We start from the raw sequence: 21128 nt of genomic DNA, 5'->3' as shown, positions 1-21128 counted from the left end.
TTACCGTAGTACTCGAAATATGAATTCTATATTATTTCTTTTAAATAACAAAACCGGCGTAAACCGGTTTTGTTAATATTGATCAATATTAAACTTAATTTTTAAAATTAAAAAGTATAGCTCAAATTCATTGAAAAACCAGTTCCTTTTTTAAAATTCGAAATTAAATTTGAGTTTTCGGTAATCAATGAAGTTCCATCTTTTCCTTGTTCAAATTTTATATTTGGGTCCAATAAGTTATTGGCAATAAATTTCAAATCAATGTGATCATTTAATTTACTTCCCCAAACAAAATCTAATTGCTGAACAGGTAATTCATAAATGTGGTCTAAGCCTCCCGTTCCTACTGCATAAATTCTTCTTCCAAAAACTGAATATACTAGCGACAATGTATTTTCCCACTTTTCGTCTACTGAAAATTGATATTTTAGATCGGAATTTATTAACCATTTTGATGCCCCTTGTAAGTCACGAGATTTATGTGTCTCAATTGAACTCACTACACTTCCATCAGTATTAATTGTAACTGGACTAACAGTAACTTGTGTATCCATTAATGAGGTGTTAAAACCTAATGAAAAGTCTTTTAGATCGTCATTTAGCCTTTTTCCATCCAATAAAAATTCTAATTCTATACCGTAAAGATTTGCTCTTTCTGAGTTCAAGTACGTTGTTATAGTTGAGTTTGCTGCATTAGCAATGAAAGTTCTTTCAACTGGATTTTTAATGTTTTTTCCAAAGATACCAATTGATACTATTTCCTTAGAAGTAGGAAATAATTCGTATTTTGCATCAAAGTTTATATTTTCGCTATTCACTAAAAATGGATTTCCTCTCGTAGAAGTTCCGTCAGCATTAACGTATTCAATAGGATATGCCTCCATTATGACTGGCCTAGTGTAGGATTGACTAGTTGCTAAACGTAAATTAGCTTTTTCAGTGACTGCATATTTTAAGTTTAGGGAAGGAAGTAAATACAATTTATTTTTAGTGACTCTTTGAAAGGGATCTTGAAAAGATCCTTGCAATCTGTATTTAGTTTCTCTGGCTGTATATTCACCTCTAAGGCCACCATTTAGTTCCCATTTATCAGAAACTTTAAAAAGTACATTAGTATATCCAGCGTTTGTTAAATCTTGTAGCTTGGCTTTATAAGTTGCATTAGAACTTTCACGAAATGCAAAGCCATTTTGATTTAAATAATCATTTAAAACCGTATCTAATGAGTTGACAGGAACACTAAAACTATTTGGTGTGAAGTTGTTAGTAGGAGTTATGAAACGGTAAGAGGATTGCATCAGCGATGCACTACCATTATATCCAAGAGTCAATTTATTTTGTTTTTCATTTTTACCAAATTTCAACTGGTATTCTGCTAAACCTGATAAATAAATATCGCTGTTAATGTCTAAGTATTGTTTAATGAAATTATTTCCAGCAATAGACGTCAAAAGATTTTCGCCTGTTCTTGTCCCTGAGAAAAATTTTCTATCCGGCTGTTGATACGACGTTTTTGCAAATGATCCACCAGCTTTTATAGTTTGGTTTTTATCTTTGGTTAAATTGTACTCTCCTAATAATTGAGAGTTAAAATAATCAGATTGGTCTAATTGATTGGTTCTAATCAATGTTTTATTATTATTTGTTGTTAAATCAGCAAATCCAAACTGATCTTTTATCAGATTTTCCGTAGTTCTTATGTAAAAATTATTCCAAGTTAAATTTAATCTATCCGTTGTGTAATTTAAACCTAGTAATGTAGATAATGATGTTTTGTAGCGATATTCAGTATTTATAAAATCATTTCGATAGACAAATCCAGATGGATTATTAGTAAAATTTCGTTCAACACCATTCCTGTAAGTATAGCTGTTATCACTATTTATGGAAAACAAATAGGAGAATTTTGAGTCATTTTTAAAATTAAATTTCTCTGAATGTAAAATTCCAATACTCATATTCAGTGGGCTTCGCATTTCACTTACGTCAAAACCACTAGTAAAAGATTCTAATGACTGTTGCGGTGTAAAAGTATAACTGGCTGGAACTCCTCCCAGAAATCTCGGTAAGGACCGATCTTTTTCAGTCAGTCCAAAAAAACCTTTACTACCATCTGCATCTTTAGAAATTAAGAACTTGCGCAAGTTGTTATTAGTTGTATAGCCTGTTCCAATGCTTATTTTTGTAATACTTTTACTTACTTTTGCTGTGCCAATATTGAAAGTACCGCCAGCAAAATCTCCATATAAATCAGGATTAAACGTTTTGTAAACATCAATTGCACCTACAATATCTGTGGGGAATAAATCTAACGGAATGATTTTCTTAAAAGGGTTATTTGTTGGAGAAGCAAGGCCATTGATTAATAAATTATTATAGCGATCTTCTAAACCTCTCACAAATAAACCTCTTGAGCCTACTTTTGTTATTCCTGTTATTTTAGTCAATCCTTTTTCAACGTCACTCACTCCCTTTCTTGTCATTTCTTGAGCTCCAATACTTTGTTTAATAAAAACAGCATTTTTTTGCTCTAACAGCAATGCCGTTTCTTTTTCTCTATTGAAAGAGGTTGCCTTTACAACAACATCCTTTAAAGTATAACTTCCGGACCCAAGTGAACGGTTCACAGCTAAAGTCTCATTTGCTTTTATTATTACGGCAATTTCAGTAGTTTCATAACCAATAAAACTAAGTTGTAATGTGTAATTCCCAGCTGCTACATTAAGTATATATTTTCCGTCAATATCAGTATTAGTACCTATTTTAGTTCCTTTAATAACTACATTAGCAAAAGGTAGCGATTGGTTGCCAGCCTCCTTGTCCGTAAGTATTCCCGTAATAGTCCCTGTGCTTTGAGAAAATGACAGAGTAGTGATCAATAAGGTGAAAAAAAGTAACTTAGTTTTCATTTGGTTTAATTTTTTGCAAAGTAAAGTCCAAAATAAATAATGTAAGTTACCATCTTGTTAGGGTTATGTTTTGTTTGTATTATCAAAAATCCCTTAACATTAAATTACCGTTAACTCCTTTTCAGTTCCTCATTTATGATTACATTTACCACTCAAAGAACAATTTTTGACACTTTTATGAAGAAAAAAAACACTAAAATCCTATTAGTGGATGATGAGCCAGATATCTTAGAAATTGTTGGATATAATCTTGCTCAGGAAGATTATCAAATTTTTACTGCAACTAATGGTACGGAGGCAATTGAAATTGCTAAAAAAGTAATTCCCGATCTCATTATCATGGATGTTATGATGCCAGAGATGGACGGAATGGAGGCCTGCGAGAATATTCGTAAAATTCCTGAACTCAGTAATGTTTTAATTACTTTTTTAACTGCTAGAAGCGAAGATTACTCACAAGTGGCAGGATTTGACGCTGGTGCCGATGATTACATTACAAAACCTATAAAGCCTAAATTGCTAGTTAGTAAAGTAAAAGCTCTATTGCGCAGGTTAACTGAGAAAGATCAAAATAGCGAAACACTAAATGTAGGTGGTATTGAAATCAATCGAGAAGAGTATAAAATTGTAAAGGATAACGTTGAAATTGTTTTACCAAGAAAAGAATTTGAACTTTTTTATCTCTTAGCTTCAAAACCGGGCAAGGTTTTTAAAAGAGATGAAATACTAGATAAAGTTTGGGGAAATGAAGTCGTAGTTGGAGGAAGAACAATTGATGTTCATATTAGGAAACTTCGTGAAAAAATAGGCGAAGAATTATTTAAAACCATTAAAGGCGTGGGATATAAGTTTGAAGTATAAATCATTGTGAATTTTAAAAAAACATACCGCTTTGCCGTAATGTCATCACTTTACATTACTTTTTTCTCTACTGGATTAGTTGGTTTATTGACCTACTTATTTTTTAATTTCTCTTTTCAATTTTGTTTTATTTTTGCTTTATTAATTGCTTTTTTTTCATTTGTGGTAATTCAATATCGTGTAGAACGTTTCATTTACAAAAAGGTAAAAAAAATCTATGACGATGTTGCTTTGCTTGAATCTAGTACTTTTAGGAGTCAGCCTATTACCACAGACATGGCAACGCTTACGCGTGAAGTTAAAAAATTTGCGACAGATAAAAAGCTAGAAATTGAAACTCTAAAAGTGCGTGAAGAATACAGGCGCGAATTTCTTGGAAATGTGTCTCACGAATTAAAAACACCTTTATTTATGGTTCAAGGTTACTTATCAACTTTACTTGATGGCGCTATGAATGATAAAGCAATTCGGAAAAAATATTTAGAGCGAGCCGAAAAGGGAGTAGAACGTCTTATTTATATTGTTCAGGATCTAGACATGATTTCTAAACTAGAAATAGGCGAGTTGAATCTTGAAATAACTGAATTTGATATCGTAAAACTTATTCAAAATGTTTTTGATTTGCTCGAAATGAAAGCATCTAAAAAAGATATTTTACTGATGTTTGATATGAAGTATAATAAGCCTATAATAGTAATAGGCGATCAAGAAAAGATACAACAAGCAGTTGTTAATTTAATAGTTAACTCAATTAAATATGGAGAAGTAAAAGGTTCTACCGAGGTAAGCATTGAAGATTTAACACAAGACAAAGTTATAGTTCGTATTACAGACAATGGAGAAGGGATAATTAAAAAAAATATTCCAAGACTTTTTGAAAGATTTTATAGAGTTGATAAAAGCGGTGCAAGAACAGAAGGTGGTTCAGGATTAGGTTTGTCAATAGTAAAGCACATTATCGAGGCGCACAACGAGAAAATTTATGTCGACAGTACTTTTGGTGTTGGTTCTGAATTTTCTTTTACCTTACAAAAACTAAGACATCAAAGTAAAAATGATGAGAAATAACTTAGATAATAAAAAGCTAATTCGTTAGAATCAGCTTTTTATCAAATTTCTCAAAATAAATTAAAAATATATATTAATTAATTTAATTTTTTATTTGGTTTTCGGCAGCTGTTAGTTCTGCAATTTTTACAATAACCTCGACTGCTTTTTGCATACTTTCTACCGGGACATATTCATATTTGCCATGAAAATTATGACCACCTGCAAAAATATTTGGACAAGGCAACCCTTTGTATGATAATTGTGATCCGTCAGTCCCACCGCGAATAGGTTTTATAATTGGTTTTATTCCAATTTCTTTCATTGCTTTTTCTGCAATGTCTACAATATGTTTAACTGGTAAAACTTTTTCTTTCATGTTGTAATACTGATCTTTTATTTCAGTTATTACAATATCTTCACCAAACTGTTTAGCAAATTTCTTATTGATTTTTCTCGTAATTTTTTCAATTAATTCTTTACGCTTTTCAAATTTTTTCTTGCTGTGATCTCTAATAATAAGTTCGAGAACAGTCTCCTCAATTGATCCTTTTAAATGGTGCACATGAAAAAATCCTTCATATCCTTTCGTGGTTTCAGGAGTTTCGTCGACAGGTAACTTATTGATAAAATCATTAGCGATTAACATAGAATTAATCATTTTACCTTTAGCATATCCGGGATGAACGCTTTTGCCTTTAAATGTTATTTTGGCGGCAGCTGCGTTAAAATTTTCGTATTCTAATTCCCCTATTTGGCTTCCATCCATAGTGTATGCCCACTTAGCTCCAAATTTTTCCACATCAAAGTGGTGTGCACCACGACCAATTTCTTCATCTGGTGTAAATCCAACTCTGATTTTTCCATGTTTGATTTCTGGATTTTTGACGAGGTATTCCATTGCTGTGACAATTTCTGTAATACCCGCCTTATCATCAGCTCCTAACAAAGTTGTACCGTCAGTCGTTATTAAAGTTTGTCCTTTGTATAGTAATAAGTCTTTAAAATAATTTGGAGATAAAATAATGTTTCTTTCCGCATTTAATATAATATCCTTACCGTCATAGTTCGTTATAATCTGTGGCTTTACATTAGCTCCACAAAAGTCAGGTGAAGTATCAAAATGAGATATAAACCCAATAGTGGGTACTTCATGATTAACATTACTTGGTAAAGTTGCCATAATATAAGCTTTATCGTCTATGGTTACATCCTGCATACCTATAGCTTTTAGTTCTTCTACCAATTTATTGGCAAGATTCCATTGCTTCTTTGTACTAGGTGTTGTCTCTGAGTTTGCATCAGATTCTGTATCGATAATTACATAACTGATAAAACGGTCTATAATGTGCTGCATTTTTTGAATTTTATGCAAATATAATCAATTTTTTAGAAGCTTTTTTCAAGGTAAATATTTTGTCAAAGTAATTTAGGGTACAATTATTTATTTATCGACTAGATAATTCTATTTTTGCACAACACAACAACAATACAATGTACAAACTACTCATACGTTCGATTCTTTTTCAGTTTGATCCTGAAAAAGTACATTATTTTACTTTCTCTTTAATTCGTTTATTGTCAAAAATACCAGGCTTTCCATTGATTTTTAAAGCTTTGTATGTAGTAAATGATAAGCGATTGGAAACTGAGGTATTTGGATTGAAATTCCCAAATCCAGTTGGTTTAGCGGCTGGTTTTGATAAAGATGCGGTCTTGTATAAAGAATTATCTAATTTTGGTTTTGGATTCATAGAAATAGGAACCCTTACGCCCATTGGTCAAGAGGGAAATCCAAAAAAGCGATTGTTTCGTTTAAAGGAAGATTCAGCGATAATCAATAGAATGGGTTTTAATAATGGAGGTGTTACGGCGGCTGTAGAACGGTTGAGAAAAAACACTGGTGTATTAATAGGAGGAAACATTGGCAAAAATAAAGTAACGCCAAATGAAAATGCCACTAATGATTATGAAATTTGTTTTGAAGCACTTTTTGATTACGTTGATTATTTTGTAGTGAATGTAAGTTCGCCTAATACGCCTAATCTCCGCGCTTTGCAGGATAAAGAACCATTGAAAAAATTGTTGCAAACAATCCAAAATAAGAATTTGGCTAAGCCAAAACAAAAACCAATTTTATTAAAAATTGCTCCAGATCTTACAAATGAGCAACTTCTTGATATTATTGAAATTGTAAATGAAACTAAAATTGCGGGTGTTATTGCCACTAATACAACGCTTTCGAGAGCAGGTTTAAAGTCTGATACAAAATCAGAAATGGGCGGATTATCTGGTAAACCTTTGTCTAATCGCTCCACTGAAGTGATCCGTTTTTTATCGGAAAAAAGCAATAAATCATTTCCTATCATTGGAGTGGGAGGAATTCATTCAGCGCAAGATGCTCTTGAAAAATTAGATGCTGGAGCAAGTTTAGTACAACTCTACACTGGCTTTATATATGAAGGTCCAGCTTTAGTGAAAGCTATAAATAAAGAAATTCTAAAAAGAAAATCGTAAACCTAATTGGACTACAAGTCCAATCAACAATGCAATACCAAAACTTAGTAAGGTTCCAATTAATACATATTCAGTGAGCTTTCGATCTTTAGCTTCTTTTAAATCGCCAAATCTAAAAATTGATTTTGCTGCTAATAAAAATCCGATAGCTTCAAAGTGATCTGTTAATATAAAGCAGAACACGAAAAGCCGTTCTAGTATTCCTATATAATTTCCTGCATTTTGGAGTGATTCATCTTTCGATTTATTTTCTGGTGTCCAAATTGATATTATATTTTTAATAAGTATTGATGTTGGTTTTGTCAAGAGAATAATAGCAGTTGTAATAAACCAAAATGGATTTCGTAAAGCTGAAAATTCAAATATAGTGTTGGTGTAAAGTAAAGTAATTGCTGTAATCATTAATAAGTGTGAAATTTGATTTGCTAAAAACCAACTGCGTTTTGTTTTTGAAGTTTGAAAATACAATTTTAAAAAAACAATAAAGCCGTGAGATATTGCCAGAGCTAAAGCATACCAACCAAAATCTTGTTTTCCCACTAAAATCCAAGCTAGAATAAAGTTTAAAATAATATGAATGTACAAGTAAATGCTTCTGTGTTTCTTATGTTCTTTATCTTTTACCCATGAAGTGGCTTGTAATAAAAAATCACTAAGTAAATGTGCCAAAAGTAGTTTTACAAATAGGATCATAACTCAAGTGTTTTTAATTTAAATTTAAAATGGTTTTCAACTTGAAGTAGTAATTCATAATTAGATCGTTTTTGTCTTCGGCTAACAGCGGCTTGATTTATACCCAGTTTTACACCAATTTCTTCTTGTGAAAGCGTTGGATTTTGAATGGCAATCAAGACAAATTCAGCAGCTTGTTGCAGCCAGTTATCCATAAAAGATAAACTTAGTTTTAAAATTAAGTTTATTTCTTCATCAAAGACTACGTTTCCAGAATTGATTGCTAAATTTAATTTTTGTTTTTTCAAAGTAGCAAATGTTTCGCCAGAACGAATAAAAGCGGTACCGTTACTTTCCGTAATTTTTTTTGCTTTATATGTTTTATTTCCAAAGCCAAAGCTCATTCTAATGTCTAAATTAATAGATTTAAAATACGCTTTGAGCTTAAAAGCTATTAGCAGTGAGTCTTCGGGATTTTTAATTTCTAATTGAAATTCATCGCCACGATATATTTCCCAATCATTTGGAGTTTTCCCAATGGTGTTCAATAAGGTTTTCAAACCTTCAATCCATTTATTAGAAGGTAGCTTTCTAGAGTCAATTATATCTGCTGTCAGTATTGCAATCATCTGTTAAAATTACTGTTTTATTTTGAAAAAGCAATTACTATTACCAAAATGTGTAATAAACTACTTTATTACGTATTATGGTAATAATTTTAATTATTACCATAATACGTAATAATTACTTTTTACTTAGATAAAAAAACGATTTCGTAAAAACAATATCTTTAGTATCTTTGGCTTTCTATGGAGTCAATAAAAATTATAGAATGTCCGCGCGATGCTATGCAAGGCATTAAACCATTTATTCCTACTGAGAGAAAAGTAGCTTATATTCAATCACTATTACGTGTGGGGTTTGACAGTATCGATTTTGGAAGCTTTGTTTCTCCAAAAGCGATTCCGCAAATGCAAGACACCGCTGAGGTTTTAGGACGCCTTGATTTATCTCAAACTAAAAGTAAATTATTAGCGATAATTGCTAACATACAAGGAGCTGAACTTGCTTCTAAGTATAGCGAAATTCAATATTTAGGTTTTCCATTTTCTATTTCTGAGAATTTCCAAATGCGTAACACTCATAAAACTATTGCTGAAAGTTTAAGTACACTTCAAGAAATTTTAAATATCGCAGATAGAAGTAATAAGGAGGTTGTGGCTTACTTGTCAATGGGTTTTGGTAATCCTTATGGCGATCCTTGGAATGTAGATATTGTAGGTGATTGGACTCGAAAGCTAGTAGATATGGGTGTGAAAATTTTATCGCTCTCGGATACAGTTGGCAGTTCTAGTCCTGGCGTAATCTCTTATTTGTTTTCAAATTTAATTCCAGCCTATCCAGAGGTAGAGTTTGGAGCGCACTTACATACCACTCCAGATAAATGGTTTGAGAAAATTGATGCCGCTTACAAAGCAGGATGCCGCCGTTTTGATGGCGCTATTCAGGGTTTTGGTGGTTGCCCAATGGCCACGGATAAGCTAACAGGAAATATGCCTACAGAAAAGTTATTGTCTTATTTTACAGCTCAAAAGCAGTTGCATAATTTAAGCCCAATGAGTTTTGAAAGCGCATACAACGATGCCTCTAAATTGTTTAAAGCATATCATTAGAGAAAATATTTTCCTAACTCTAAGTTGTTTCATATTTTAATACTAAATAGAATAATGAAGCGTTATTTACTGATAAATTAATGATATTAAATGAAAGGATGCACTTCAAATCAATTTTTAGGGATACTATTGCTCTTGCTGTTTTCTAACTCTTGTGCGAGCGATCTCGATTTTGATCAAGTTAATAATTTTAAAACGGAACCTGTAGTTGTAGCTAATTTAGCATCTTTCGATATACAAGCAAGCCAATTCATTGTTAATGGAGTGGAACAAAATGTCATTTTTGACGCACCAACTATCCAACTGTTTAATGATTCCTTCTTTAAACGTCGATTAAAAAAAGTAGAACTATTCTTTGAATTAGAAAACACTATAAATAGAGCATATTCATTAAATTTATTTTTTTTGGATATAAATAATCAGCCAGTTCATGTTCTTAACTTAGCTATTCCATCCTATAGTGGTGCAGAAAATAAAACCACTAAAACAGATATATTTGAGAACGTGCAGCTTGACTTATTAAAAAGAACTACAAAAATCGCTTTTATAATGACCATTAGTCCTGGTAAACCATTGACTAAGGATAGTGTAGGAAGTTTAAAATTGCGCTCCAGTGTAACTGCTTATTTAGTAGTTGAATGAGAAAATCATTACTAATTTCAATTGTGATCCTAACTATAAATTGTTATTCACAAAATAAGCAAATTCTATATAATTTTACGAAAGTTCCACAATCACTATTAACAAATCCTGGTTCTGATTTTAAGTACGACTGGTATTTTGGAGTTCCATTATTATCTGGTATTTCAGCAAATATAGGTTCTACAGGCTTTTCTGCGTACGATTTATTTGCAAATAATGGTGTCAACTTTAATATTAAGTTGCGCAACGTAGTCTTTTCTACAACTAGAAAAGACCATCTAGCAATGAATCAACAAGTGGAGATCTTTAATGGCGGTTTTAAAATCGTAAAACAAGAAAACAACATTTATGTTTCCTTTGGGATGTATCAAGAATTTGATGCTTTGTATTATATGCCAAAAGATTTAGCCATTTTAGCGTTAGATGGAAATAGAGATTATTTAGGTAAAATTTTTAATTTAGGTGACTTAAATGTAAAAACAGATTTACTAGCTGTTTATCATATTGGTTTTCATAAAAATATCACTAAAAAATTGATTTTTGGAGCGCGTGCAAAAATTTACTCTAGTATTTTTAATGCAACTTCAACTGATAACTCTGGTTATATTTACACATTTCCTTCAAATACAGGAGTTTATGATCAGCAAATCAAGTCGCAATTGCAACTTAATACTTCGGGATTTAAGGAGTATTTTGATGAAAATTCAACTCCAAACGTAACTAAGGATATAATAAAAAGAGCTCTTTTAGGGGGTAATTTAGGCTTGGGATTCGATGCGGGTTTTACTTATTACCCAAAAAAAAACATCCAAATCACAGCCAGCATTTTAGATATTGGTTTTATTAGACACGCTAAAGATGTCGAAAGTTATTCCTTAAAAGGACTTTATAATTATAGAGGTATAATTCCTAAATTTAGTTCTGGTGATTCTGTTGACAACCTATATAAAGATTTTCAAGAAGCAATTCCATTAGATACATTAAATTCAAAATATACCACTTGGCGCCCCGCAAAGTTTAACAGTTCGATTCAATTTTCATTTGATGAAGAAAGACCTGAGGAATGTGACTGCTTAAATTCTAATCGAGAGACAATTTTTAAAAATGCTGTTGGTGCTCAGCTATTTGTAATGACCACACCAAGAACACCATTAATTGCTCTAACAACCTATTATCGTCGAAAAGTTTTTAAATCTTTAGACTTTAAAGCTACTTACACTATAGATTCCTATTCTTTTAATAATCTCGGGCTAGGATTGTCAACTAATTTTGGACCTGTTAATTTCTATGTTCTTGCGGATAATCTTTTAGAATATAGAGATATTTCAAAAGCAAACAATCTCTCGTTCCAATTGGGATTAAATATTATTTTTAAAAACGATAAAAAATAAAAGCTATCAAGCTTGAGGCACTTTTCTTCGTTTGTAAACTTTGTAAATTTCTATCCAAATTACCGAAAGAAACCCAACTATAATACTTAAACTTAGTTGCACTCCAGAAACCTTTTCAAATTCAAAAAATGTAGTGAGTAAAGGAATAAATAGTAACGAAGCAGTCATTGCAATAGTGGCACTTATAATGATTAAAACTAAATTATTTTTATAGCGTAAGGTTGTGAAAATTGAATAATAAAATGAACGATTAGTTAATGTCAAAAAAATATTCGCTGTGATCAAAGTCAAGAAAATTAAGGTTCTCGTGGTCTTTTCAGAGCAATTTATAGTTACGCAATATTGATAAATAAATAATAAGCCAAGAGTGATCACTATTCCCTGAATGATGCTAAGTGTGATTTCATTAAGTTTAAAAAAAGTGGTAGTAAAAAGTCTTGGTTTGACTTTCATTAAATTGCGTTCCATTGGTTCATTTTCATAAATTATAGAACAAGTTGGGCCCATAATTATTTCTAGAAAAATTACATGAACGGGAGAAAATATATTAGGATAAATCCAGCCCAATGCCAGCGGAATAAAGACAATTAGAATAATAGGAATGTGAATGGAAATGATATACTGAATTGCTTTTTTTAGATTGCTATAAATTTTTCGACCCATAGCAATAGCATCAATCATTTTAGAGAAATCATCATCTATTAAAATTAAATTCGCAGCTTGCTTAGCGATTTCGGTTCCTTTTTTTCCCATCGCAATTCCTATATGAGCTGATTTTAAAGCTGGGCCATCATTTACACCATCGCCAGTCATTGCCACAATTTGATTATTGTCTTTTAAAGCTTTTATAATTTTTAGTTTTGCCTCCGGAAACATTCTAGTAAATATGGCGGTTTCCATTACTCTCGTTTTAAGAGTAGCATCGTCCATGGCCATCAATTCATCTCCATTTAGTGTTTTATCGGCATTTCGAAAACCAACTTGTTTGGCAATAGTTGCTGTTGTTTCGGCATTGTCTCCTGTAACAATTTTTATCTGAATTCCGGCATTATAGAAAGTTTCGAATGTTGCTTTTATATTTGCTTTTGGAGGATCATAAAACGCAATTAATCCTTTAAAATCAAATTTAAAGTCCTGCTGTTTTTGAGGATAATCATTGCCTTGAAAATTAGTAATTCCAACACCTAGAACTCTATAGCCTTCTAATGCCATTGTTTTCATAGCGGTTAAAATCTGCTCTTTTTCTTTTTCAGATAAATTCGAAGTTGCCATTAGCGCCTCGGTCGCTCCTTTAGCAGCAATAACTTTTGTTCCATTCTTATTTTCGAATACATGAGTCATCATTGGCGGCTTTCCGTCTAAAGGATACTCATGAACTAAACTGAAATTGGGTCTTTCATCAACTATATCTAATTTTGTATAAGCTTCATGCAAGGCAATTTCCATTGGATCAAAAGGAATGGGTTCGCTAGCCCACATGGCTATAGTCAATAATTCGATACTTAATTCAGATGAAAAATCAGTAATGATCGAATCATCAGCATAGAGGTAACCCTGTGCAAGGCTCATTTTATTTTCAGTAATTGTACCCGTTTTGTCAGTACAAATTACTGTAGCGCTTCCTAATGTTTCTACTGTTTTAGTTTGCTTAACAATGATCCCCATTTTCATTAACCGCCAGGAACCAAGTGCCATAAAAGTGGTAAAAGCAACTGGGATTTCCTCAGGAATGATGCTCATTGCAAGTGTAAGTGCCTTCAATAAACTATCTAAAACAACACCTGAATTATAAAAATTGATAGCCCAAACAAATCCAAAAATAACTAAACCTACGATCGACATTTTTTTTACAAAACTTCCTATCTGAACTTGTAAAGGTGTTTTTTCTACCACGATATTTTCAATACTTCTACCAATTTTACCTAACTGGGTTTCATTGCCAATGGCAGTTACTTTGCAAATAGCTAATCCGCTGCTGACAATTGTACCAAGAAAAACAGTATTGGTAAGTGCCGATTCATTTTTGAATACAGCCATCGATTCGCCTGTTAAAACAGATTCGTTTACTGCAAAATCATTAGATTGAATAATAACTCCATCAGCAGGAATAAAAGTACCTTCCTCCGTTTGAATCAGGTCGCCTATTACAATTTCTTCGCTGGAAATTTCTACTATTTCGCCATTGCGAATGACTTTGCTGTTAGGTTGTGATAGCTTTTTTAAAGCTTGTATCGCTGATCTGCTTTTTGATTCTTGATAAAGGGAAATGGTAGAAATTAATACTATTGCAGCCATCATAAAAATCCCATTCCCGTAATCGCCAGTTATAAAATAAATAGTAGTGGCTGCTATTAATAGCAAGAACATCGGTTCGATAACCATTTCCAAAATAGAATTTAAAAAAACATTCTTTTCTTCATGAATTATTGAATTCTTACCAAAGTTTGCTCTTGACGTTAACACCTCTTCGTCTGAAAGGCCTTTTAGTTTTTCAGGTTGGTTATCCGTTATCATAACATTTAGGAATTTTAATTATAGATCAGAAACCAAGTATTGCTGAGTTGCAAATAATTGAGTTTGAACTGCAATTTAATTATTTAATCCAAAAACAAGAGCTTTTTTGCTTAAGATTGTTTATATTTGCACGCAATTAATCTCCAAGTACAATTGCAATGATCGCACACAACACTAAGATTATCGGTGAAGGATTAACTTACGATGATGTCCTATTAGTTCCAAATTACTCGAATGTGCTTCCGCGCGAAGTGAGTATCAAATCAAAATTTTCTCGAAATATAACATTAAACGTTCCTATTGTATCTGCTGCTATGGATACAGTTACCGAAAGTGCAATGGCAATCGCTATGGCTCAAGAAGGAGGAATAGGCGTTTTGCATAAAAATATGACCATAGAGCAGCAAGCTGCAAAGGTTAGAAAAGTTAAACGTGCAGAATCAGGAATGATTATCGATCCTGTTACTTTACCGTTGACATCAACCGTGGCTGATGCCAAAAATGCAATGAAAGAATTTGGAATAGGTGGAATCCCTATTGTTGATGAAAACCAAATTCTAAAAGGCATAGTGACTAATAGAGATTTACGTTTTGAAAAAAATATTTCTCGACCTATTGTTGAGGTAATGACTACCCAAAATCTAGTTACTGTTGCAGAGGGAACTTCTTTAGAACAAGCTGAGGTAGTTTTACAAGGGCATAAAATCGAAAAATTACCTGTTGTAAATAAGGACTATAAATTAGTTGGATTAATTACATTTAGAGATATAACGAAGCTCACACAAAAACCTATTGCAAATAAAGATGTATATGGTCGCTTACGTGTTGCTGCAGCAATTGGTGTAACAGGTGATGCGGTCCAAAGAGCTGAGGCATTAGTAAAGGCTGGTGTTGATGCTATCATTATAGATACAGCGCATGGACACACTCAAGGAGTTGTAAATGTTTTAAAAGAAGTAAAAAGTAAATTTCCGCAAATAGATGTAATTGTAGGTAATATTGCCACACCGGAAGCAGCTAAATTTTTAGTCGAAAATGGAGCTGATGGTGTAAAAGTGGGAATAGGACCTGGTTCCATTTGTACCACTCGTATCGTTGCTGGTGTTGGTTTTCCTCAGTTTTCTGCGGTTCTTGAAGTAGCTGCGGCTATCAAAGGATCTGGTGTTCCGGTTATCGCTGATGGTGGAATTCGTTACACAGGTGATATTCCTAAAGCTATCGCTGCAGGTGCTGATTGCGTTATGTTAGGTTCACTTTTAGCTGGAACTATGGAATCTCCTGGTGAAACTATTATTTTTGAAGGAAGAAAATTCAAGTCCTACAGGGGAATGGGTTCAGTTGAAGCGATGCAAGAAGGTTCAAAGGATCGTTATTTTCAAGATGTAGAAGATGATGTTAAAAAATTAGTCCCTGAAGGAATTGTAGGTCGCGTGCCTTACAAAGGGGAGCTGAATGAAAGCATGCAACAATTCATAGGCGGACTGCGTGCTGGTATGGGTTATTGTGGTTCAAAAGATATTCCAACTCTCCAAGAAACGGGTCGTTTTGTTCGAATTACTGCTAGTGGAATTAATGAAAGTCATCCTCATAATGTAACCATCACAAAAGAAGCTCCGAATTATTCTAGATAAATAATATTTTAGAACACAAAAAAGGCTGTCAGTAAAACTTGACAGCCTTTTTTATTAGAAATTAATCTCTTTTTGGAGAATTTTTCTTATCTCTTTTTTCTTCTTTCTTTTCCTTTGCTGTTTTTAAAGGCTCCTTTTTCGCAGTTTTCTTTGCGTCTTGACTTTTTGCCATGATTTAGATATTTAAAATTAGTGTTTGTTATGCGAGTAAATATAGGTTATTTTTTGATTTTGAAACAAAAAATAGTAAAAATCAATAGCAGTACTTTTTTTAAAACAGATTTCACAAATTTGAACTAAATTTTTTATCATAAAAATTAATTTGCTACTCTAACTTTGATAAAAAAATGATGGTACTATTTTGTCTAAGCATTTATTTATATACTAATTAAGTCTCTTACTCAAAACAAGTACAGTAATAAACCAATATTAAAATTTAAGATATCTCGTTTAAAAACATTCAATTTTATTACAAAGGAATAGATTTATTTTCGACAATTGAAATTTTATTTTCGTTATTTTTTCTTCAAAATCTTGTATTCTTCATAACAGCCGCTTATCGCGTCCATAATTTGAAGGTCATTTGCGGTTTGTATAAATGACTCTGAATAGTTGCAACGTTGTAAAATTTCTGCGATTTCATTTTTCTCCACTCCTAAAAGTACTGAAATCATCTCACGATCAAATTTTGATTCTAAAAGATTTCTAACGGTGTCATCCTTCTTCATCTCCTTGAGTTTACGGAGTTCCTTAGGATTCTTACCAAAGAAGTTGTAAAGAACATCTGCAGGATTAAAAATGGACCCTAGAACTCTACCAAAAGCATTCGGAGAATATTGTCCCGCTTCATAACCTTGAGTTAATCCAGAAATGCTGTATCTAAAATTTTCTTTTACGGGAATGATTTTTGTATCAACTTCTAGATAACCAGTTAAATTAAATGGACGAATAACTACTTCCTCTAAAGCAATAGCTTTTTCAGTAAGCTGAATTTTTGTGGTAATATTTTTTATCCAGTCATTTGTAACTCTTACTCGTAGCGACTGAAAACCTAAACTTGTAACATGTAAAGTGTCATTTACTTGAACATCTATTTCAAAATAGCCATCTAAATCAGTTGTGGCTCCTCTTACTTTATTGACATTAATGATATTTACACCTACTAATGGTTGCTTAGTGGTATTGCTTATAATAATCGCGTTTACTTTGTGGGAGGGTTCTTTAACTTGCGAAATAGCAGTTGCCGATAGGAATATAAATAAGAAAACTACAAAATATTTCATATACTAATTTAAGACTTTAAAAGTAATAAATCAGGATTAAATATTTTGTAGTTTCTCAATATAATTATAAGAAGATTAACAATGAATGCTACTCTTTTCTTGGTCTTCTAGGTCTTGGTGAATCACCAAAGCTTTCAGAGCGTCTTGGTGCTCTATCAGATGATCCTTCGGTTCTTGGTCTATCAGATGTAAAACCACCTTCTCTTCTTGGAGCTGAGCTTCTTGAATCACTTCTTCCGCCAAACCCACCTTCTCTTGGAGCTGAATTTCTGTCGCTTCTAAATCCGCCACCTGAAGAACCTTCACGTCTTGGAGCAAAGCTACCTTCACGTCTTGGAGCAGAACTTCTTCCACCGCCAAAACTTCCACCTGAGCTTCTTCCATTATGGTCACGTCTTCCGCCACCGTCATTTTTAGAAATTTCAACATTGATTCTACGTCCTTCTAATTGTACGTTATTCAATATTTCCATTACTTTATCTGTGTGCTCTGGATCAGTGTTAAAGAAAGAGAAACCTTCTTTTACATCTACTTTGAAAACGTCATCACGACCTAAGTCTAATGTTTCTTTCAAATAATCTTTCAGTGACATCCAATCAAAATTATCTCTAGAACCTATGTTCACAAAATATCTTGTTGCACCACCATTATTGTTTTCTCTTGGAGCACCATCTCTATCATCACGCTCGCGTCTTTCGCCAGATTGAGTAGATATATCTCTAGTTTTCTTATAGTAATTGATAAAGCGGTTGAATTCAACTGATACCATTTTCTTGATCAATTCCTCTTTTGATAAACCTTCAAGAACGCTATTAATTGCTGGTAAGTAGTTGTCAATTTCATGATCAACTTCAGTATCCTTAATTTTAGTAGCTAAGTGTAACAATTGAATTTCGCAAATTTCTATTCCAGAAGGAATCGTTTTCTCTTCAAATTTTTGCTTAATAATTCTTTCAATAGAAGAAATTTTACGCAATTCACTTTTAGTTACAATTACAATCGAAGTTCCTAATTTTCCAGCACGACCCGTACGACCTGAACGGTGGTTGTACGTTTCAATTTCGTCAGGTAATTGGTAATTTACTACGTGAGTGATGTTATCAACGTCAATTCCACGTGCCGCAACATCAGTAGCTACAAGCATTTGAATTTGTCTTCCTCTAAAAGATTTCATTACCCCATCACGTTGTGCTTGAGATAAATCTCCATGCAAAGCTGCTGCGCTATAACCATCTTCAATTAATTTTTCAGCAACGGCTTGCGTATCTCTTTTGGTACGACAAAAAACTACTGAGAAAATGTCTGGATTGGCATCAGCTAAACGCTTCAAAGCTTCGTAACGATCGCGTGCATTTACTAAATAAAATTCGTGAGAAACGGTAGCTGAACCTGAATTTTTAGTTCCAACAGTAATTTCAATTGGATCTTTCATGAACTGTTTTCCAATACGCGCTACTTCAGCAGGCATTGTTGCAGAGAATAACCATGTGTTTTTGTCGTCTGGCGTGGTAGAAAGAATGTTTACGATGTCCTCGTAGAAACCCATATTCAACATTTCGTCAGCTTCGTCAAGAATACAATAATTAATTTGAGAGATGTTTACTAAACCTCTATTAATCATATCTTGCATTCTTCCTGGAGTTGCCACAATAATTTGTGCACCTCTCTTTATGTCTCTCGCTTGGTCTGTAATGCTAGCTCCACCGTAAACTGCTACCACATTAATACCTTTTTCGTATTTAGAGTAGTTTTTAATTTCGTTGGTAATCTGCAAACAAAGTTCGCGAGTTGGAGATAAAATTAATGCTTGTGTGTTTCTGTTGTCAGCATCAATTTTTTGGATAACTGGAAAACCAAAAGCTGCCGTTTTCCCTGTCCCTGTCTGAGCCAACGCAACCATATCTGTATCTTTTTCCAATAATAGGGGAATCGCTTTCTCCTGTACTTCGGTCGGACTTTCAAATCCTAGATCTAAAATCGCCTTCAGTAACGATTCACTCAATCCTAATTGTTCAAATTTATTCATATGTATTTTTAAAATAGGGTGCAAAATTACTCTAAATTATTTATATAAACTAATGCTACTTTAAGAAATTGTGATTTGATTATCAGATTGTTATGTTTTTAATAATGAATTTAGAAAATTTGGTTAATCAATTTAGAGCTTAATTACTTTACTATAGAATAATTTTCGCACGTAAATAATGAAGAAATGTTTAATTATCCAAGTTTTGTGAGATAATCAAGCAATTGTTTCGTCGCTTTACCTCTATGACTAATTTCATTTTTTATTTCTAGCGATAATTCTGCAAATGTTTTCTCATAACCTTTTGGTTTAAAAATAGGATCATAGCCAAATCCTCCATCTCCAGACTGTTTAATTGTAATTTCGCCTTCTGCAACTCCTGTAAATAATTTTTGAATACCGTTAATGTTTAAAGCTATTACCGTTTTAAAACGTGCATTTCTATTGTCTTTGTTTACAAGTGCAGTCAGTAATTTATTCATGTTGTCCTCAGCACTGCGTTGTTCTCCAGCATATCGAGCTGAATATACGCCAGGTACGCCATTTAAGATTTCAACTTCTAAGCCTGTATCATCAGCAAAGCAATCGCAACCATATTTACTGCTTACATAATTTACTTTTAAAATTGCGTTACCTTCAATAGTATCTGCGGTTTCTGGAATATCTTCGAGGCAACCAATATCTTCTAAACTAAGAATTTTGATAGCATTAGGAAGCATACTCTGCATTTCAAATATTTTGTTTTTATTGCTAGAAGCAAAGACAATTTGCATTTTTGAGACTTTATAATTAGACCTCAAAGATATATTTTTTGGATAAAATAAAAGAGGAATATTGATTTTTAGAAAGTGATCTTTTAAACTTTATTATTGAAAAACCTGAAATAACATTTTCCAATTATTCGCTGAATTTATTTTTGGCAACCCTTCGAAACGAATAATTTTTTGAAGATGTTCCATTTTAAAATCATCCTGCTTTGAGAAGGGAATTAAATTTTCTACTTGCATTTTTTGGGCTAAATATTCTTGTTCAAATTGTCCTGGCGTGGGAATAAAAAATGCTTTTTTTTGCAATTGCGCTAAATCCATTATTGTAGTGTAACCAGAGCGACAAAGAATTAGTTCGCTAGAATTAAAAGTTTCTTCAAGTTCTTTAGAAGTCATAAAATTATAAAGGGTTACATTTTTTTCTTGTTTTTTTATTTGATTTTCTTCAATCACACCTTTTATAAAAACGATTTGACCTTCATATTTCAAAACTTCTTTTTTTAGTTTTGCCTCAAGAAGTCCGCGCTGTGGTTCTGGTCCAGAAAGAATAATCATTAGGTCATACTTTATTGGCATATCTTTTTTATACAGGCGACTCAAAGGATCAATGTATTTAATTTTTAAGCTAGTTTTTGCTAAATGTCCAAGTTTACCGCTGAGAGTTGGCTCAGTTTTAAAATCAGGAACCCAACATTCAGTATATTTTTTTATGAATTGTTGGTGTATTTTACTACTAATCCAAGTCGTATTTCCTGACATCACTTTCAATTGATGGGTAATATAAATGGATGGAACTTCGCTGTTGTAAGCTCCCAGTCTGTTATCTGAAATAATGCCGCTTATTCTATAATCTTTGATCCACTTTGCAATTATTTTTTTTTCTTGCTGAACCGCTCGAATAGTTTTCAAGCCATTTTGAAATAATTTCCATTTTAGATTTTTACCATTTTTTGGATACTCAATTTGGTAGGAGGGAAGCTCAAGAGATATTAACTCAGGGAACTCTTTTTTTAATACTAATAATGCTTTTCCATCTGAAGCAATTATTGGGTTATAATTATTTTCCAATAAAGCCTCTATTATAGGAATACATCTTGTTGCATGACCTAATCCCCAATTTAGAGGCGCAATTAATATTGTTTTTTTCATAGACTTAGGACTCATTGAGAATAGTGTTATGAAAACTTCAATTGAC

At 32.6% G+C, this 21128-nt stretch carries 16 protein-coding genes; 7 read left to right on the top strand and 9 right to left on the bottom strand.

Going from position 1 to position 21128, the window contains the following annotated elements; translation table 11 throughout:
• Positions 1-107 precede the first annotated feature (107 nt).
• Positions 108-2909 carry a TonB-dependent receptor gene (locus BUA99_RS04610; protein ID WP_072988915.1) on the bottom strand — a complete coding sequence of 934 codons (2802 nt, stop codon included), beginning with the start codon at positions 2907-2909 and terminating at the stop codon, positions 108-110.
• Between the two features lie 177 nt (positions 2910-3086).
• On the opposite strand from BUA99_RS04610, the gene BUA99_RS04605 reads away from it, so the two are divergent.
• Together BUA99_RS04605 and BUA99_RS04600 are read left to right on the top strand one after the other, a co-directional pair.
• On the top strand, positions 3087-3770 hold the full coding sequence (locus BUA99_RS04605) for a response regulator transcription factor (protein ID WP_072989694.1): 684 nt from the start codon (positions 3087-3089) through the stop codon (positions 3768-3770).
• Positions 3771-4838, top strand: coding sequence for a sensor histidine kinase (locus BUA99_RS04600; RefSeq protein ID WP_072988914.1), 1068 nt, complete (start codon positions 3771-3773; stop codon positions 4836-4838).
• Positions 4839-4920: 82 nt separating this feature from the next.
• Here the strand turns inward: BUA99_RS04600 and pepT are convergent, their stop codons facing one another.
• Entirely contained in the window at positions 4921-6174 is a 1254-nt protein-coding gene (gene pepT, locus BUA99_RS04595; RefSeq protein ID WP_072988912.1) for a peptidase T, read from the bottom strand.
• A 137-nt stretch (positions 6175-6311) separates the two neighbouring features.
• Between pepT and BUA99_RS04590 the strand changes: the two genes are divergently transcribed.
• Positions 6312-7334: a quinone-dependent dihydroorotate dehydrogenase gene (locus BUA99_RS04590; RefSeq protein ID WP_072988909.1), complete on the top strand. Its 1023-nt coding sequence runs from the start codon at positions 6312-6314 to the stop codon at positions 7332-7334.
• On the opposite strand, the gene BUA99_RS04585 is transcribed toward BUA99_RS04590, so the two are convergent.
• Both BUA99_RS04585 and BUA99_RS04580 read right to left on the bottom strand, forming a co-directional pair.
• Positions 7317-8027: a DUF3307 domain-containing protein gene (locus tag BUA99_RS04585; protein ID WP_072988906.1), complete on the bottom strand. Its 711-nt coding sequence runs from the start codon at positions 8025-8027 to the stop codon at positions 7317-7319. The two genes, BUA99_RS04590 and BUA99_RS04585, sit on opposite strands and share 18 nt — an antisense overlap.
• Positions 8024-8635 carry a hypothetical protein gene (locus BUA99_RS04580; protein ID WP_072988904.1) on the bottom strand — a complete coding sequence of 204 codons (612 nt, stop codon included), beginning with the start codon at positions 8633-8635 and terminating at the stop codon, positions 8024-8026. The genes BUA99_RS04585 and BUA99_RS04580 overlap by 4 nt, the downstream gene beginning before the upstream one ends.
• A gap of 180 nt (positions 8636-8815) precedes the next feature.
• Between BUA99_RS04580 and BUA99_RS04575 the strand changes: the two genes are divergently transcribed.
• The 3 genes from BUA99_RS04575 to BUA99_RS04565 all read left to right on the top strand — a co-directional run bounded on the left by BUA99_RS04575 (position 8816) and on the right by BUA99_RS04565 (position 11712).
• Entirely contained in the window at positions 8816-9679 is an 864-nt protein-coding gene (locus tag BUA99_RS04575) for a hydroxymethylglutaryl-CoA lyase (RefSeq protein WP_072988902.1), read from the top strand.
• Positions 9680-9769: 90 nt separating this feature from the next.
• Entirely contained in the window at positions 9770-10321 is a 552-nt protein-coding gene (locus BUA99_RS04570) for a hypothetical protein (protein ID WP_072988900.1), read from the top strand.
• Positions 10318-11712 (top strand): DUF5723 family protein, encoded by a 1395-nt coding sequence (locus BUA99_RS04565; RefSeq protein ID WP_072988898.1) that lies wholly within the window; start codon positions 10318-10320, stop codon positions 11710-11712. Before BUA99_RS04570 ends, BUA99_RS04565 begins: the two co-directional genes overlap by 4 nt.
• 6 nt (positions 11713-11718) lie before the next feature.
• On the opposite strand, the gene BUA99_RS04560 is transcribed toward BUA99_RS04565, so the two are convergent.
• On the bottom strand, positions 11719-14226 hold the full coding sequence (locus BUA99_RS04560) for a cation-translocating P-type ATPase (RefSeq protein ID WP_072988895.1): 2508 nt from the start codon (positions 14224-14226) through the stop codon (positions 11719-11721).
• A gap of 158 nt (positions 14227-14384) precedes the next feature.
• Here BUA99_RS04560 and guaB point away from each other — a divergent pair, with 158 nt between their 5' ends.
• Positions 14385-15857, top strand: coding sequence for an IMP dehydrogenase (gene guaB / locus BUA99_RS04555; RefSeq protein ID WP_072988892.1), 1473 nt, complete (start codon positions 14385-14387; stop codon positions 15855-15857).
• Positions 15858-16372: 515 nt separating this feature from the next.
• Here the strand turns inward: guaB and BUA99_RS04550 are convergent.
• The 4 genes from BUA99_RS04550 to BUA99_RS04535 form a co-directional block, all read right to left on the bottom strand.
• Positions 16373-17140 carry a carboxypeptidase-like regulatory domain-containing protein gene (locus BUA99_RS04550; RefSeq protein ID WP_072988889.1) on the bottom strand — a complete coding sequence of 256 codons (768 nt, stop codon included), beginning with the start codon at positions 17138-17140 and terminating at the stop codon, positions 16373-16375.
• An 88-nt stretch (positions 17141-17228) separates the two neighbouring features.
• On the bottom strand, positions 17229-19166 hold the full coding sequence (locus tag BUA99_RS04545) for a DEAD/DEAH box helicase (protein WP_072988886.1): 1938 nt from the start codon (positions 19164-19166) through the stop codon (positions 17229-17231).
• Between the two features lie 194 nt (positions 19167-19360).
• Entirely contained in the window at positions 19361-19939 is a 579-nt protein-coding gene (locus BUA99_RS04540) for a non-canonical purine NTP diphosphatase (RefSeq protein WP_072988884.1), read from the bottom strand.
• A gap of 93 nt (positions 19940-20032) precedes the next feature.
• Positions 20033-21082 (bottom strand): glycosyltransferase, encoded by a 1050-nt coding sequence (locus BUA99_RS04535; RefSeq protein WP_143151715.1) that lies wholly within the window; start codon positions 21080-21082, stop codon positions 20033-20035.
• Positions 21083-21128: the final 46 nt, after the last annotated feature.

The sequence above is a fragment of the Flavobacterium segetis genome, from assembly GCF_900129575.1.
GTDB classification, from domain to species: Bacteria; Bacteroidota; Bacteroidia; order Flavobacteriales; family Flavobacteriaceae; genus Flavobacterium; species Flavobacterium segetis.
The sequence above is the reverse complement of the archived record's forward strand: the minus strand, read 5'-3'. Positions and strand labels throughout refer to the sequence as shown.

Excerpts from the sequence above, each read along its gene's own strand:
- BUA99_RS04565 (WP_072988898.1), top strand. The coding sequence starts at position 10,318 with ATGAGAAAATCATTACTAATTTCAATTGTGATCCTAACTATAAATTGT.
- BUA99_RS04575 (WP_072988902.1), top strand. The coding sequence starts at position 8,816 with ATGGAGTCAATAAAAATTATAGAATGTCCGCGCGATGCTATGCAAGGC.
- BUA99_RS04605 (WP_072989694.1), top strand. The coding sequence starts at position 3,087 with ATGAAGAAAAAAAACACTAAAATCCTATTAGTGGATGATGAGCCAGAT.
- BUA99_RS04560 (WP_072988895.1), bottom strand. The coding sequence starts at position 14,226 with ATGATAACGGATAACCAACCTGAAAAACTAAAAGGCCTTTCAGACGAA.
- BUA99_RS04545 (WP_072988886.1), bottom strand. The coding sequence starts at position 19,166 with ATGAATAAATTTGAACAATTAGGATTGAGTGAATCGTTACTGAAGGCG.
- BUA99_RS04550 (WP_072988889.1), bottom strand. The coding sequence starts at position 17,140 with ATGAAATATTTTGTAGTTTTCTTATTTATATTCCTATCGGCAACTGCT.
- BUA99_RS04585 (WP_072988906.1), bottom strand. The coding sequence starts at position 8,027 with ATGATCCTATTTGTAAAACTACTTTTGGCACATTTACTTAGTGATTTT.
- BUA99_RS04610 (WP_072988915.1), bottom strand. The coding sequence starts at position 2,909 with ATGAAAACTAAGTTACTTTTTTTCACCTTATTGATCACTACTCTGTCA.
- BUA99_RS04540 (WP_072988884.1), bottom strand. The coding sequence starts at position 19,939 with ATGCAAATTGTCTTTGCTTCTAGCAATAAAAACAAAATATTTGAAATG.
- guaB (WP_072988892.1), top strand. The coding sequence starts at position 14,385 with ATGATCGCACACAACACTAAGATTATCGGTGAAGGATTAACTTACGAT.
- BUA99_RS04580 (WP_072988904.1), bottom strand. The coding sequence starts at position 8,635 with ATGATTGCAATACTGACAGCAGATATAATTGACTCTAGAAAGCTACCT.
- BUA99_RS04590 (WP_072988909.1), top strand. The coding sequence starts at position 6,312 with ATGTACAAACTACTCATACGTTCGATTCTTTTTCAGTTTGATCCTGAA.
- BUA99_RS04535 (WP_143151715.1), bottom strand. The coding sequence starts at position 21,082 with ATGAAAAAAACAATATTAATTGCGCCTCTAAATTGGGGATTAGGTCAT.
- BUA99_RS04570 (WP_072988900.1), top strand. The coding sequence starts at position 9,770 with ATGAAAGGATGCACTTCAAATCAATTTTTAGGGATACTATTGCTCTTG.
- pepT (WP_072988912.1), bottom strand. The coding sequence starts at position 6,174 with ATGCAGCACATTATAGACCGTTTTATCAGTTATGTAATTATCGATACA.